The organism is Streptomyces verrucosisporus (assembly GCF_017114865.1).
Taxonomy (GTDB): domain Bacteria; phylum Actinomycetota; class Actinomycetes; order Streptomycetales; family Streptomycetaceae; genus Streptomyces; species Streptomyces fenghuangensis.
Map to the genome: position 1 here is coordinate 17,048 of NZ_JADEYH010000024.1, position 13,173 is coordinate 30,220.

15 protein-coding genes are annotated in these 13,173 nt (G+C 75.6%); 11 read left to right on the plus strand and 4 right to left on the minus strand.

The features are described 5' to 3' along the window. The first annotated feature begins 5 nt into the window (after positions 1 to 5). The 7 genes from IQ279_RS21870 (at position 6) to IQ279_RS21895 (ending at position 4,845) form a co-directional block, all read left to right on the plus strand. Entirely contained in the window at positions 6 to 725 is a 720-nt protein-coding gene (locus IQ279_RS21870; protein ID WP_206350710.1) for a DUF5947 family protein, read from the plus strand. A gap of 10 nt (positions 726 to 735) precedes the next feature. Next, the gene (locus tag IQ279_RS21875; protein WP_206350712.1) at positions 736 to 945 is read left to right on the plus strand and encodes a hypothetical protein; all 210 of its coding nucleotides are present in this window, start codon (positions 736 to 738) and stop codon (positions 943 to 945) included. Continuing rightward, positions 942 to 1,706 (plus strand): DUF6084 family protein, encoded by a 765-nt coding sequence (locus IQ279_RS21880; protein ID WP_206350714.1) that lies wholly within the window; start codon positions 942 to 944, stop codon positions 1,704 to 1,706. Before IQ279_RS21875 ends, IQ279_RS21880 begins: the two co-directional genes overlap by 4 nt. Further along, positions 1,694 to 2,833, plus strand: a complete 1,140-nt coding sequence (locus tag IQ279_RS21885; protein WP_206350716.1) for a hypothetical protein — start codon at positions 1,694 to 1,696, stop codon at positions 2,831 to 2,833. The genes IQ279_RS21880 and IQ279_RS21885 overlap by 13 nt, the downstream gene beginning before the upstream one ends. Next, positions 2,830 to 3,633 (plus strand): hydrogenase maturation protease, encoded by an 804-nt coding sequence (locus IQ279_RS21890; RefSeq protein WP_307792471.1) that lies wholly within the window; start codon positions 2,830 to 2,832, stop codon positions 3,631 to 3,633. Before IQ279_RS21885 ends, IQ279_RS21890 begins: the two co-directional genes overlap by 4 nt. Beyond that, a complete protein-coding gene (locus IQ279_RS28550; RefSeq protein WP_277402572.1) occupies positions 3,630 to 3,761 on the plus strand; it encodes a hypothetical protein in 132 nt (43 codons plus the stop codon). Before IQ279_RS21890 ends, IQ279_RS28550 begins: the two co-directional genes overlap by 4 nt. A gap of 130 nt (positions 3,762 to 3,891) precedes the next feature. Continuing rightward, positions 3,892 to 4,845 carry a pentapeptide repeat-containing protein gene (locus IQ279_RS21895; RefSeq protein ID WP_372445209.1) on the plus strand — a complete coding sequence of 318 codons (954 nt, stop codon included), beginning with the start codon at positions 3,892 to 3,894 and terminating at the stop codon, positions 4,843 to 4,845. A gap of 26 nt (positions 4,846 to 4,871) precedes the next feature. Here the strand turns inward: IQ279_RS21895 and IQ279_RS21900 are convergent, their stop codons facing one another. Next, positions 4,872 to 5,384 (minus strand): GNAT family N-acetyltransferase, encoded by a 513-nt coding sequence (locus IQ279_RS21900; protein WP_206350719.1) that lies wholly within the window; start codon positions 5,382 to 5,384, stop codon positions 4,872 to 4,874. 332 nt (positions 5,385 to 5,716) lie between these two features. Here IQ279_RS21900 and IQ279_RS21905 point away from each other — a divergent pair, with 332 nt between their 5' ends. Next, complete coding sequence (locus IQ279_RS21905) at positions 5,717 to 6,934, plus strand: PP2C family protein-serine/threonine phosphatase (protein ID WP_206350794.1); 1,218 nt, start codon at positions 5,717 to 5,719, stop codon at positions 6,932 to 6,934. Here the strand turns inward: IQ279_RS21905 and IQ279_RS28675 are convergent. Then, positions 6,931 to 8,139 (minus strand): PP2C family protein-serine/threonine phosphatase, encoded by a 1,209-nt coding sequence (locus IQ279_RS28675; protein ID WP_307792472.1) that lies wholly within the window; start codon positions 8,137 to 8,139, stop codon positions 6,931 to 6,933. The genes IQ279_RS21905 and IQ279_RS28675 overlap by 4 nt on opposite strands. A gap of 289 nt (positions 8,140 to 8,428) precedes the next feature. Between IQ279_RS28675 and IQ279_RS21915 the strand changes: the two genes are divergently transcribed. The 3 genes from IQ279_RS21915 to IQ279_RS21925 all read left to right on the plus strand — a co-directional run bounded on the left by IQ279_RS21915 (position 8,429) and on the right by IQ279_RS21925 (position 11,015). Further along, positions 8,429 to 9,490 carry a P1 family peptidase gene (locus tag IQ279_RS21915; RefSeq protein WP_206350723.1) on the plus strand — a complete coding sequence of 354 codons (1,062 nt, stop codon included), beginning with the start codon at positions 8,429 to 8,431 and terminating at the stop codon, positions 9,488 to 9,490. 533 nt (positions 9,491 to 10,023) lie between these two features. Continuing rightward, on the plus strand, positions 10,024 to 10,239 hold the full coding sequence (locus IQ279_RS21920; protein WP_158238970.1) for a hypothetical protein: 216 nt from the start codon (positions 10,024 to 10,026) through the stop codon (positions 10,237 to 10,239). A gap of 146 nt (positions 10,240 to 10,385) precedes the next feature. Further along, positions 10,386 to 11,015 (plus strand): acetoacetate decarboxylase family protein, encoded by a 630-nt coding sequence (locus IQ279_RS21925; RefSeq protein WP_206350725.1) that lies wholly within the window; start codon positions 10,386 to 10,388, stop codon positions 11,013 to 11,015. A 7-nt stretch (positions 11,016 to 11,022) separates the two neighbouring features. On the opposite strand, the gene IQ279_RS21930 is transcribed toward IQ279_RS21925, so the two are convergent. Together IQ279_RS21930 and IQ279_RS21935 are read right to left on the minus strand one after the other, a co-directional pair. Next, positions 11,023 to 12,216 (minus strand): polyprenyl synthetase family protein, encoded by a 1,194-nt coding sequence (locus IQ279_RS21930; protein WP_206350727.1) that lies wholly within the window; start codon positions 12,214 to 12,216, stop codon positions 11,023 to 11,025. A gap of 228 nt (positions 12,217 to 12,444) precedes the next feature. Beyond that, entirely contained in the window at positions 12,445 to 13,134 is a 690-nt protein-coding gene (locus IQ279_RS21935) for an HAD family hydrolase (RefSeq protein ID WP_206350729.1), read from the minus strand. Positions 13,135 to 13,173 lie beyond the last annotated feature (39 nt).

Sequence of the window (13,173 nt, forward strand, 5' to 3'; positions counted from 1 at the left end):
CCGCCGTGCCCGCCCCCATCGCCACACCCCGGCTGCGGCGGCTGGCCCACCGCCCGGCCCGCCTGCGCGGACCGGGAGCGGACGGCGCCCCGTCCGGGCACCAGGGGTGCGACCTGTGCTCCGAGCCGCTGCCCGAGGCGCACCGTCATCTGCTGGACGTCCGCGCAGGCGCGGTCTGCTGCGCCTGCCGCGCCTGCTCCCTGCTGTTCGACCGCAAGGAGGCGGGAGGCGCCCACTACCGGCTGCTGCCACTGCGCAGGACCCGGCTGGGGGAGGACGGGTTCGACGACGCGCTGTGGGCCTCGCTCGGCGTCCCGGTCGGTCTGGCGTTCTTCACCCGCGACGGCGAAGGCGGCGAGATCACGGCCGGCTACCCCAGCCCGCTGGGTCTGCTGCGTTCCACCGTCGAGGCGGAGCGCTGGCGCGCGGTGCGGGCCCGCGACCCGGCCGTCGCGGCGATGGCCGACGACGTCGAGGCGCTGCTGGTCAACCTGGCGAACGGCGCGCGGGAGCGGTGGATCGTCCCCCTGGACGACTGCTACCGCCTGGCGGCCGTCGTACGCACCCACTGGAAGGGGCTGGGCGGCGGACCCGAGGTGTGGCGGCACATCGGGGACTTCTTCCGGGGGCTTTGCCCCGATCCGCCTGCCGGCTCCTCCCCCGGCCCGCCCGCCGGCTCCCCGCGCACCGACCCGAACCCCACCGACCTCCCGTCCACCGCATGAAGGAGGCGTCATGGCCCGTATCGCCGTAGGCAAGGCCGATGTGAGGCCCGACAGGGCGGCCCACGTCAAGGGCACCAGGCAGGGCAACCAGAAGGGCTCCTACCGCAAGACCCCCGGTCTCCTGCCCGGGGGCCGCTCCTCGGCCCGCCGGTCGACGGGCGTCAACGCCGGACGCCGCGACCCGGTGATGCCCGGGATGCCGAACCTCTCACCGTCATGACGGCGCCGCACGCGAAGCCGGCCGGCGCTCCGTCCCGGCGTCTCATCCCGGCCCTGTCCTTCGAGGTCGCGGGAGCGGAGCCCGAGCGCCACGCCGCCGTGCCCACACTCCGGTTCGACGTGGAGATCACCCGCACCGGCGGCGGCCCGGTCCGCTCGGTCAGCCTGACGACCGCGATCAGGATCGACGTCACCCGCCGCCACTACGACCAGCGGGCGCGGGCGGCCCTGGCCGAACTGTTCGGCGAACCCGAGCGGTGGGCCACCACCCTGCGCCCGCTGTCCTGGACCCGGACCACGGCGGTGGTCCCCCCGTTCGACGAGACCACCACGGTCGGTCTGACGGTGCCGTGCCCCTGCGACGCCGAACTGGCCGTCACCAAATACCTGCGGGCCGTCCCCGACGGGGAGGTGCCGCTGGACTTCCTCTTCAGCGGCACGGTCTTCTTCGACGACGGCCAGGGCCGGCTGAGAACGGCCCAGATCTCCTGGGCCGAGGACGCCGGCTACCGGCTGCCCGCCGCCCTGTGGCACACACTGGTCGACCGCTACAGCGGCGGCAGCCCCTGGCTGCGGCTGTCCCGCGAGACCCACGACCGGCTCGACGCCTACCGCACCCGGTGGACGCTGGGCACCCTGGACGACGCCGTCGGCGCCCTGCTGGACCGGGCGGAGGGCCTCCGCGCCCGCTCCCCCGCCGCGTCCGCCACCCCCGACATCCCCAGAACACCCGAGACCACCGGAGCACCATGGACGACGTGACACCGGCGGAGCGCACGGCCGAGCCCGCGGGGAAGGTCGAGAAGATCGTGCGCACCTGCCTGTACGAGGGCTACCTGCTCTGGCCGTACCGCAGATCCGCGCTGAAGAACACCAAACGCTGGACCTTCGGCGGGGTCTTCCCACGCTCGTGCGCCGACACCCTGGGCGAGGCGCACCGGATGCGCACCCAGGTGCTGCTCGAAACCGGCGGACGGGCGGCCGACCGCACCGAGGTGGCGGTGCGCGTACGGTTCCTGCACGTCGTCGACCGCGGTGTGGTCAGGCAGGGCCCGAACGGGCCCGAGGCCGTGGACGAGCTGACGGTGGACGGTGAGCGCCACCTCGCCTGGCAGGAGGCGACCGAGCGCGAGGTGTCCGTACCCGTGCGGCTGGACGCCGTCCTCGGCCGGACGGTGCGCGCCCCCGTCGCCGTCCCCGCCGGCACCGACCGCGAACCGCTCCTGGACGCCTCGGGCCGCACCGCCGGCGCCCTTCTCCGCCGGTGGAACGCGCTCAGCGGCACGGTCGAGATCGGCGCCGAGCCCGTCGCGGACGGGGTGTTCCGGCTGACCGTGCGCGTCGAGAACACCACGTCCTGCCCGGCGCCCGACCCCGTGGACCGGGGTGCGCGGGAGGCGGCCTGCGCCTACGCCTTCGTCTCCACCCACACCGTGCTGCACAGCCGCACCGGGCGCTTCGTCTCGCTCCTGGACCCGCCCGGGCGGCTGCGGGAGGCGGTCTCGGCGTGCGAGAACCAGGGCACCTGGCCGGTCCTCGTGGACGACGACGCCGACACCGGTGACGGAAGCTCCGGTGACGGCGCCGGCGGCGTGTACGGCGCGGGTGAGGGGTCGTTCGCCCGCACCGTCCTGTCCTCCCCCGTCACCCTGTACGACTTCCCCGAGGTGGCCCCCGAGAGCCCCGGCGACCTGTTCGACGGCACGGAGATCGACCGGCTGCTGATCCTCGGCGTGATGAGCCTGACGGAGGAGGAGAAGCGGGAGGCGCGGGCCTGCGACCCCAGGGCCCGGGAGATCCTGGACCGCTGCGCGGGCCTGGGCCCCGACGAACTGCTCGCCCTGCACGGCACCATCCGCGAGTTCCGGCCCGTGGGGGAGAAGCCGTGAGGGAGAGGACGGTACTGGTCGGCGGGGTACGGCTGGGACGGGGCGGCCGGGTACGGCTGTGCCCGTCCCCCGGCGCCGACATCCTCGACCTGGCCCTCACCGGGCGCACCGCCGAGATCGACGCGGTCGAGGAGGACATGGAGGGCCGCACCCACGTCGCGGTGGTCCTCGACGACGACCCGGCGGGGATCGACTTCGGCACCGCCGGTCAGATGGGACACCGCTTCTTCTTCTCCCCCGAGGAGCTGGAACCGGCCGGGGAGCACGGGGAGCCTGCCGCGCCCCCTTCCCGGATCCTGGTGGCCGGGATCGGCAACGTCTTCCTCGCCGACGACGGGTTCGGCCCCGCGGTGGCCGAGGCGCTGCGCGGCCGGCCCCTGCCCGACGGCGTCCACGTCGCGGACTTCGGCATCCGCGGGATGGACCTGGCCTACCGGCTGCTGGAGGGGTACGGCACGGCCGTACTGGTCGACGCCGCACCCCACGGGCAGCCGCCCGGCACGGTGTCGGTCATCGAGCCGGACTCCGCCGCCCTCGACGACGCCCACGCCGCGCCCGAGGTCCATGCCATGGACCCGGTCAGGACGCTGGCCCTGGCCCGGCGGCTCGCGGCCGACGGCGGCGCCTCACTGCCTCGTGTCCTGGTCGTCGGCTGCGAACCGCTGGTACGCATGCGCGGCGACGAACCGGATGTCGCCGTCGGGCTCAGCGAACCCGTGCGACGGGCGGTCGGCGAGGCCGCCGGCCTGGTGGAGTCCCTGGTGGGGGAACTGCTCGCCGGGAAGGAGGTGACCCGATGAGGAACGGTGTCTTCGTCCCCGCCGCCGTGGTGCGCGCCGCCGTGGGCGTTCTGCTGGCCGCCGCCGCGGCGACCGCGGCCGCGGGAGCGCCCTCGCTGGTGCGGTACATGCGGATCAGAGCGATGTGAGGGGTGCGGCGGATGTGACCGGATGCGGCGGCTTCCGCCCTGCCGCGGCGCCCCCGCCGGCGGGGGGACGATGGTGGCCTTCCAGGGCCCGGCAGTCGGCGCCCGCCCGTACGGCAGGAGAAGGTGCCCGGTGTCCCCCAGAACCCCCAGGACCTCCCCCGGCAGGCGACAGCGGCCGCCCGCGGCCGGCCGGGAGCGCGCGGGGCGGCGGCCCGCGCCGCCCCGCGCTCCGGCTCCCGCTCCGGCCCCCGCCGCCGACCCGGAGCTGCGGGCCGACTGCGCCTCCTGCTTCGCGCTGTGCTGCGTCGCGCTGCCCTTCGCCCCCTCGGCGGACTTCGCCGTCGGCAAGGACGCCGGGCAGCCGTGCGGGAACCTGCGGGCGGACTTCCGCTGCGGCATCCACTCCCGGCTGCGTCAGGAGGGCTTCTCCGGCTGCACCGTCTTCGAGTGCTTCGGCGCGGGCCAGAAGGTCTCCCAGGTCACCTTCGGCGGCCGGCACTGGCGCGAGGACCCCCGCACCGCCCGGCGGATGTTCAAGGTCTTCCCCGTCATGCGGCAGCTCCACGAATTCCTGTGGTACCTGTCCGAGGCACTGGAACTGCCGCCGGCCCGCCCGCTGCGCCACGAACTGCGCCGGACACTGGACGAGGTCGGCCGCCTCGCCCGCGTCGGCGCCGACGAGCTCGCGGACCTGGACGTGGCAGAGGTCCGCCGCGGGGTCGACGAACTGCTGCTGCGCACCGGCGAGCTGGTGCGGGCCGCCGCCCCCGGTCGACGCGGAAGCCGCCGGAGCCACCGCCGGGCCGATCTGATGGGGGCCCGGCTCAAGGGTGCCGACCTGCGCGGGGCCGACCTGCGCGGGGCGTACCTCATCGCCGCCGATCTGCGCGGGGCCGACCTGCGCGGGGCGTACCTGAACGGCGCGGATCTGCGGGACGCCGACCTGCGGGGAGCCGATCTGACCGGCAGCGTCTTCCTCACCCAGCCGCAGGTCAACGCGGCCCGGGGAGACGCACGGAGCGAACTGCCCCGGCGGTTGGCCCGTCCCGCGCACTGGCAGTCCGCCGCGCGGGACGGGAGCTGAGTGCCCGCGCCCCCGGCCCGGCGGCCTCAGGCGAGCGGTTTGGCCATGACGTGTTCCCGGCGGCCGTCGGGCAGCTCGTCGCGGGAGGGCCGCCACACGTACCGGACGTCGGGCTCGCGCTCCTCGTTGCGGCTGCCGTCCGTGTACTCCGCCGCGACGAAACCGTGCCGCTCGTAGAACCGCCGCGCCGGGCCGTTGACCTGGAACGTCCACAGCTCCAACCCGTCCGGCCGCCGCCGCTTGGCGAGGTCCGCGAACCGGTCGCCCAGCCCCCGGCCCCGCCAGGCGGGGTCGAGGTGGAGCTGCTCCAGCTCTCCCCCGCCCAGCACCATCACCCCCACCACCGCGTCCCCGCAAACGGCCACCCACGTCTCGCGGAGCGGCAGGACCACCTCCCGGAACCAGGCCCGCACCTGCTCGTCGCCGTGCGCCCGGCGGACGTCGGGAAGCGCCGCGGTGAAGGAACGCAGCCACACCTCGGCCGCCGCGGCGGCGTCCTGGGCCTTCGCGCGGCGGATGACAAGATCGTCTCTGTCCATGGCGGCACATCCTGGCAGCCGTGCGGCCCACCGCACATCCGGTTTCCGTCCGGGTGACACGCGCTCCCCCGACACGCCGGTGCCCTGCGGCCGGAGGCGTGCCGCGCGCTTCCCCGGGTAGGCGACGGTTGCGTCCGGGCGCCGAGCAGGTGGAGTCGCGAACAGGCGCCCGGACACCCTCGCGCCGGCGGCCGGCGGATCTCCCCCCTCCCGCCGGCCGCCTCCGGCGCGCCCCGGCCCACCGCCCGCGACCACCGCCGCCGGAGCGGCTCCGGCCGGACGGACGACCGTAAGGAGCCGCTGTGCCAGAACGGGACCTCGCCGTCCGCCGCATGTTCGCCGGCCTGCTGAGGGCCAGTCACCTGACGCCTCTGGAGAGGCTGCCGGCCACCGTGGCCGAGCACGCGGCGCCCGCCGGACTGAGGGACGTGCGGATCTACCTGGCCGACCTTCAGCAGTACTCGTTGCGGCTGCTGCCGGGCCCCGGGCCGATCCCGGACACCGAGGAGAGGGAGCTGCCGGTCGAGGGAACCGTGCCCGGCCGGGCCTTCCAGTACGGCCGGACCCTGCCCGCCGCCGGAGCCGGGCCGCACGGCTACCGCTGGTGGGTGCCCCTGCTGGACGGCACCGAACGCATGGGGGTGCTGAACATCGGCACCGCCCTCGACGACGACCGCACTCATGAGCACATGGGACTGCTGGCCTCCCTGACGGCACTCATGCTGGAGAGCAAGGGCAGGACCAGCGACATCGGCGCCCGGCTGACGCGCACCGGGGAGATGAGTGTCGCGGCCGAGATGCAGTGGCACCTGATGCCCCCGCGCACCTACGCCGACGGCCGGGTGGTGATCAGCGCCGCCATGGAACCCGCCTACCTCATCAGCGGCGACGCCTACGACTACGCCACCGCCGGACCCGCCATCCACCTGTCGGTCCTCGACGCCATGGGCCACGACACCGCGGCCGGGCTCACCGCCGGCCTCGCCGTGGCCGCCGGACGCAACCTGCGCCGCCAGGGGGCCTCGCTCACCGAGACCGGCGAGGCGATCGAGGACACCCTGGTGCGGCAGTTCGGCAACACCCGTTACGTCACCGGGATCCTGGCCACCCTGGACACCCGCACCGGTGTGCTCTCCTGGGTCAACCGCGGGCACCACCCGCCGGTCGTCATCCGCGGCGGACGCTGGTCCGCCCTGCCGCGCTGCCCGCCCACCCACCCGATGGGCACCGGACTGGGCCTGGCGAGCACTCTGTGCCGCGAGCAGCTCGAGCCGGGCGACCGCGTGGTGTTCTACACCGACGGCATCACCGAGGCCCGCGGACCGGGCGAGCGCGAGTTCGGTCTGTCCCGCTTCATCGACTTCCTCATCCGCCACCACGCCGACGGCCTCCCCGTGCCCGAGACGCTGCGCCGCCTGGTCCACGCGGTGCTCGGCCACCACGGCGGACGGCTCCAGGACGACGCGACCGTCCTGCTGTGCGAGTGGCTCGGCCCTCGCCCCGACGCCGTCGGCCCGGCGGCGGCCCGGGCCGGCCTGCACACCGCCTAACGGGAACCGGCGGCCGGGGGTCCGGGCCCGCCGCTGCCGGAGGCGGCCTCGCGGTCCTGCGCCGGCGGCCGGCTCCGGCGCAGGACCAGAAGGGCGATGTCGTCCGCCGCGTTGCCCCCGGTATGGACCGCCAGTTGGTCCAGCAGGCCCGCGGCCACCTCGCGGGGGGAGGCGTCCGCCCACCCGGCCAGGCGCTCCCGCAGAGGGAAGAAGGACCCGGAGGAGTCGCGTGCCTCGGTGACGCCGTCCGTGCAGAGCAGCAGCATGGTGTCGGGCGGAAGAGCGAACCGCTCGACGGCGCGGGAGTCCGGCGCGAGGGAACCCAGCCCGAGCGGCACCCCGGTGTTCCGCAGCGGGACCGGCAGGGCCGTCGGCCCGGTCCGCTCCCGGCGCAGCAGGTACGGCGGGATGTGCCCGCAGTCCACCACCTGCACGTCCCTGCCGCCGTCGGCGTTCAGGACGAGCGCGGTGACGAAGCGTTCGGGCTCCCCGCTCTGCGCCTCGAAGGCGTTGTGCCGGACGACCGCGTCCTCCAGGGCCTCCACTACCGCGGTGAGTTCCGGCTCCCGGCCGGCGGCCTCCCGGAAGGCGCCCAGCACCGCGAAGGCCGTCCCGATGGCGGGCAGCCCCTTGCCCTGGACGTCGGCGATGAGTACCCGGGTGCCGTACGGCGAGGGCATGACCTCGTAGATGTCCCCGCCGACCCTGCTGTCCTCCTCCACCGGCTCGTACGCACCGTCGGCCAGGAGCCGGTCGGTGAGCAGCGGAAGAGGACGCAGGATCTGGCGCTGCAGCGCGGCGGCGGCCGAACGCAGCCGGGTGATCTCCTCGTCCCTGCGGTCGCGCTGCCAGGCCCCGGCGATGCTCAGTCCGCCCAGCGCCGCGGTGAAGGCGACCGTCGAGAGGTTGGCGGAGACGGTCTGGAACGGGTCGTAGACCAGCAGCCCCACCAGGACGAGGACGACCCACGCCGCCGCGGCGGCGGTCTGCCGCGCCGTACCGCGGCCCGCGACGAAGGCGGGCAGGAAGATCAGCAGGGGGACCAGGCCGAGGCCCCGGTCGGTCAGGTAGTCGGAGACCACCACCAGCAGCGTCACGACGACGAGCAGGACCGCCAGCGCCCGGGAGCCGATTCTCGCGGGGACGTGTCCCCTTCTCCGGATCCCGGCCGCCCGCGCTCCGCCGGGGGAACCATGGCCGCGCACCGTCGCCTTCCGCACCTCTCGTGGTCGGGGTCCGACTGAACGATCCGTGCCGGGCGGGACGGATCCGGTCTCCCCACCCTGCCCCATCCTCCGGCTCGCCCCCGGCCGCGCCGGGCATTCGGGCAACGCGTCACCCGTGCGCACGCGCGCCGTACCCCGACACGCCGAGGGTGCCCCGGCGCCACCCGGCCCGCCGGCGCACACGTGGTTTCCCGGATGGGACCCTGATCGCCGCGGACGGGGACGTTCTGCGACGGGATACGACGGGGTCTGACCGGAAGGGCGGCGCATGGCACACTATTCTCAACGGGCGCGGGAGCTGGGAATCGTGGCGGACGGCGACGAGCCGGGCCCGTACAACGCGATCACCGATGTGCCCGGCGTCGCCGTCGGGCACACCACCGTCCGCAGGCCGCCCGATGTGCACACCGGAGTGACCGCGGTCGTCCCGGCGGGCATCGGGCCCCACCCCGGCGGCACTCCGCTGCCCGCCGCGCTGTTCACCGCGAACGGCTACGGCAAGCTGGTCGGTGCCACCCAGATCGCCGAACTGGGGCAGTTGGAGTCACCGGTCGTCCTCACCTCCACCCTCTGCGCCTTCCGCGCCGCGGACGCCGTGGTGGGCTGGATGCTCGCCCGCCCCGAGCACGCCGGGGTCCTCTCCTTCAACCCGGTGGTCGGCGAGTGCAACGACGGGTACCTCTCCGACATCAGGGCCCGGCCGGTGCGCAAGGAGCACGTGCTGGCCGCGATCGAGGGGGCCGGGGGCGGACCCGTGGCCGAAGGGTGCGTCGGCGCGGGCACGGGCACCTGCGCGCTGGGGTTCAAGGCGGGGATCGGCACCGCCTCCCGGCGGGTCGCGCTGGAGCCGGCGGGGCCGGTCCGGGTGGGCGTGCTGACGCAGGCCAACTTCGGCGGCACGCTGCGGATCTGCGGCGCCCCCGTCCTGCCGGAGGATGCCGGCCGGCCCGCGGACCAGGGACCCGGCGAGGACGGATCGTGCATGGTGGTCGTCGCGACCGACGCCGCGCTGGACGCCCGGCAGCTGGGCCGGCTGGCCCGGCGCGCGGTGTTCGCCCTGGGCCGGGTCGGCGCCTCCTACGGTCACGGCAGCGGGGACTACGGGCTCGCGTTCAGCACCTCCCCCCTGTGCGGCGGTGCGTCGGCGGCGGTGCCCGACCGCTGCCTCGACCCGCTGTTCGGCGCGGTCCTGCGGGCGACCGAGGAGTCGGTGCTCAACGCTCTGTGCGCGGCGGTCACCACGACCGGCCGGCTGGGCCGCACGGTGCCCGCGGTGCCGGTGGACCGGCTGCGGGATCTCGCCGGGAGGGCGTCCTCGCCCGGCGCGTGACGTCCGGCGTCCGGGGCGGCACCGGGGCCGTACCGGAGCGCCGCCGGTATGCGTGCCACCGCGAACGGCGGGTACGCGAAGGACACAACCCGCAAGGGAGTCACAGCGGTCAGCGGAGTTCCGCGCGCTGACGCCGCCGGCGGCCGGGTGTCCGTCCCCCGCACAGATCGGCCGCCGGCTCCTCCCTTCCCCGGCCGGCCCCCAAACGAGCCGAGACACCCCGACTCCGGCTCGCCTTGGACGAGGAAGCCGGGTCCGGGAGGAGGACGTGCCGCCCGGCGGGCCCTTTGGGCGACCCGCGCGAGGCGGCCGCCGTCCGTTCCGGGCCGGTGCCCCTGCCCGGAACGGAAGACCCCGCGGACCGCGCAGGACCGAGCCCCGGACGGCGTCGTTCGGAACGACGGGGCGATGTGGTGACAGATCGACAAATCCCTGCGGGTGACATGGGAGGCCGAATGCAGCAGGCCGCCGCGCGGCAGGGCCGCGCCGGGGTCACGGTGGAAGTCCCCAACGTCTCGAAGGAGATTGATCCCATGCGTCGTCTTGTCCGCATGTCCGCGGTCGGTGCCGGTCTGTGCTGCGCCCTGTTCGCCGCGGCCCCCGCCGCCACCGCCGCCTCGGCCGCCCCCGAATCGGGCGTCCAGATGTGCTCCGAGCACGTCAACCCCGGCCTCCTGGGCGGTCTGCTCCCGAGTGCGGGCAGCCAGACCAAGGGCTGCATGACCAGCAACGCCACCACGGCGGAGTAATCATTCGGCGGCATCCCGGGTGGGTGCCCCGCGGCCGGGCCGCGGGGCACCCACCCGCCGTTGCGGCCCCGCCCCTCCCGCATGGGCCGCCGCGCACGGGGTACGGTCCCCGCACCGCCGACCGTGCGGGGAAGGAGCCGTGGGACATGCCGGATTCCGCTCCCGGCCCGGACGGGCCGCTCCCCCCGTACCCTCCCGCCCCCTGGACCTTCCGGGGGCACCTGTGGGTGGCGCTCCTGCCGGTGCGAGGCCGGCTGCCCGTCCCGCCGGACCTCCGCCCGCTGGCCTGCGCCTCCCTGCTGGCGGTCGGGCTCGTCCGGTACCGGGAGGGCACTCTCGTCTACGACGAACTGGCCATGGGGCCCCTGGTGCGGCGCGGCCGCCGCCCCGGGCTGCTGATCGACCGCATCTGGGTCGACGACGCCACCTCGGTGCGGGGCGGCCGGGAGATCTGGGGCCTGCCCAAGCAACTCGCCTCGTTCACCTGGACGGACCGCTCGGTGCACGTCACCGACCACGAGGGCCCGGTCGCCTCGCTGGCCTTCTCCCCGGGAAGGCTCCGGCTCCCGGCCTTCCCGATGCCCCTGCCGGGCTTCTCCGGCCCGGCCGGGCGGCGGCTGTTCGTTCCGGGCCGTCTGGTGGGGGCCCCTCGCCCGGAGAAGGTGGCGGTCACCTCGTGGTCGAAGCGGCTTCCGCCCCTGGAGCGCACCACCGCCCGGTTCTCGCTGGCGGTACGCCCCTTCCGCATGACCGTCCCCGGGCCGGTGCGCTGCTGACCGCCGGTCACGGCGGCCGCGTGCCCGCCGCCGCCCGCACCAGGCCGGCCAGCCCCCGCCGGACGGCGGGGTCGTCGCAGGCCTGATCGATCCTGTCCAGGGCTAGCGTGCTCAGCCGCTCGATCCGCCTCTCCACGGCCGCCCGCACCCCCAGCTCGGTCAGGACCTCGCGGTAACGGGCGAGCCGCCGGGGGGTCAGTGTCCGGTCGCCCAGGCTCCCGCGCAGTACGGCGAGGGCCTCGGTGTCGCCGAGCGCCTCGGCACGGGCCAGGGCGAGGGCCGCCGGATAGGTGTTCTTGCCCTCCCGTACGTCGTCGCCCGCGGGTTTGCCCGTCCGCCGCGGGTCGCCGAGGAGGTCGTCGCGGAGCTGGAAGGCCAGCCCCGCCCGCCGGCCCGCGAAGCGCAGCGCGCCGACGAGCTCGGATGCCGACCCGCGCAGGGCCGCGCCCAGTTGGAGGGGACGCTCGACGGTGTAGAGGGCGCTTTTGAGGTGGGCCACGCGCAGTGCCGCCGGAGCCGAGAAGCCTCCCTCCGCCTGGGTGTGCAGATCGAGGAACTGACCGGCCACCATCTCCGTGCGCATCTCGCGCCACGGCTCCCGCACCCGCCGCCCGGCCGGCCCCTCCGGCAGGGCCTCTGCGAACATGTCGTCGGCCCAGGCCAGCGCGAGGTCTCCGGCGAGGGTCGCCATCGACGCTCCGTACGCCCCGGGACTGCCGAGCATCCCGTCGCGCCGGTGGCGGCGGGCGAGTTCGACGTGGAGGGCCGGGCGGCCGCGGCGCAGCGCGGAGTCGTCCATCAGGTCGTCGTGGACCAGCGCACAGGTCTGGAGCAGTTCCAGGGCTCCGGCGAGCCGGAGGGCGGTGGCCTCGTCGCCGTCCCCCGGCCGCCCTCCGGCTGCGCGCCAGCCCCACCACAGGAAGGCGGCCCGCATCCGTTTGCCCCCGTGCAGCGTGAACCGCGCGACCTCGGCGGCCAGCCGGGCACGGAAGAGGCCGTCGAGGCCGCCGGCCTCCTCACACCTGCGGCCGGTGTAGCGCCGCAGGGCCTCCTCCAGGCCACGCCGGAACTCGTCGCCGGGCCCCGCGGACCCGCCGCGGTCCGGGCTGGGGCGGGCGCCCCGGACCGGTTCCGCCGGCGGCCGCCCGTGGGCGCCCGCGGGGTCGTCACCGCCGGGAGCGCCGGGACCGGTCGTGGCCATCGGGCACCTCGCGCGGGGTCGCGCCCGGCCCGGCGGAAAGGCCGGAGCGCCACGCCGGGCGGGACGCGGGCGGGGTACGGTCGGCGGGCATCGCGGTCCTCCTCGCCGTCCTCGGGTTCAGGGCACCGGGCAGTGGCGGACGGGTGCCCTTCCCCTGCCGCGGAGAACCTCCGGCGGCCTCCTCGGAGAGCCGGAAACCGGGAAGCGGGGGCGGGAGGCCGGCGGGGCTCAGCCCTCGCGGGAGCGGCGGGCGAGCAGGCTGGCGTCGAGGTGGGCCAGCAGGTCCGCGGGGTTCTCGTAGACCTCCGCCGCGCCTGCCTCCTCCAGCTCCCGCCGGGTGATGCCGCCCGAGAGCACGCCCACGCAGGGCACGCCCGCCCTCTCGCACGCCGCCACGTCCCACACGGTGTCACCGACGAAGACGGCCCGGTCCGGGGCGACCCGCGCGTGGTCGAGCGCGGAGCGCACCAGGTCGGGCGCGGGTTTGCTGGCCTCCACGTCGTCGGAGCTGGTCGCGGCGGTCACCGCATCGTCCGCGCCCACCGCGCGCCGCATGGCCTCCAGTTCGTCGCCGCGCGCGGAGCTGGCCAGAACGACCGTCCAGCCGCGGTCGGCGCAGGCCCTGAGCAGTTCGGCGGCTTTGTCCAGCGGGGCCAGCCGCGGCCAGTACTCGGCGTACAGGGTGTGGTGGGCGGCGCTGACGGCGGCGGCCTCCCCCGGCTCCCGGTCCTCGCCGAGGAACCGGGCGAGGAGCTGGTCGCTGCCCATGCCGATGGTCCGGTGGATCACCGACATCGGCACCCGGCGGCCCGCCTGCCGCAGCGCCTCCCACCAGGCCACGGTGTGCAGGTAGGTGGTGTCCACCAGAGTGCCGTCCACGTCGAAGAGCACGGCCCTTCCCGTTCCGTCGCCGCTCATCCGCAGCCCCTTTCCGCCGGTTCGCCTTCCGGAACCGTC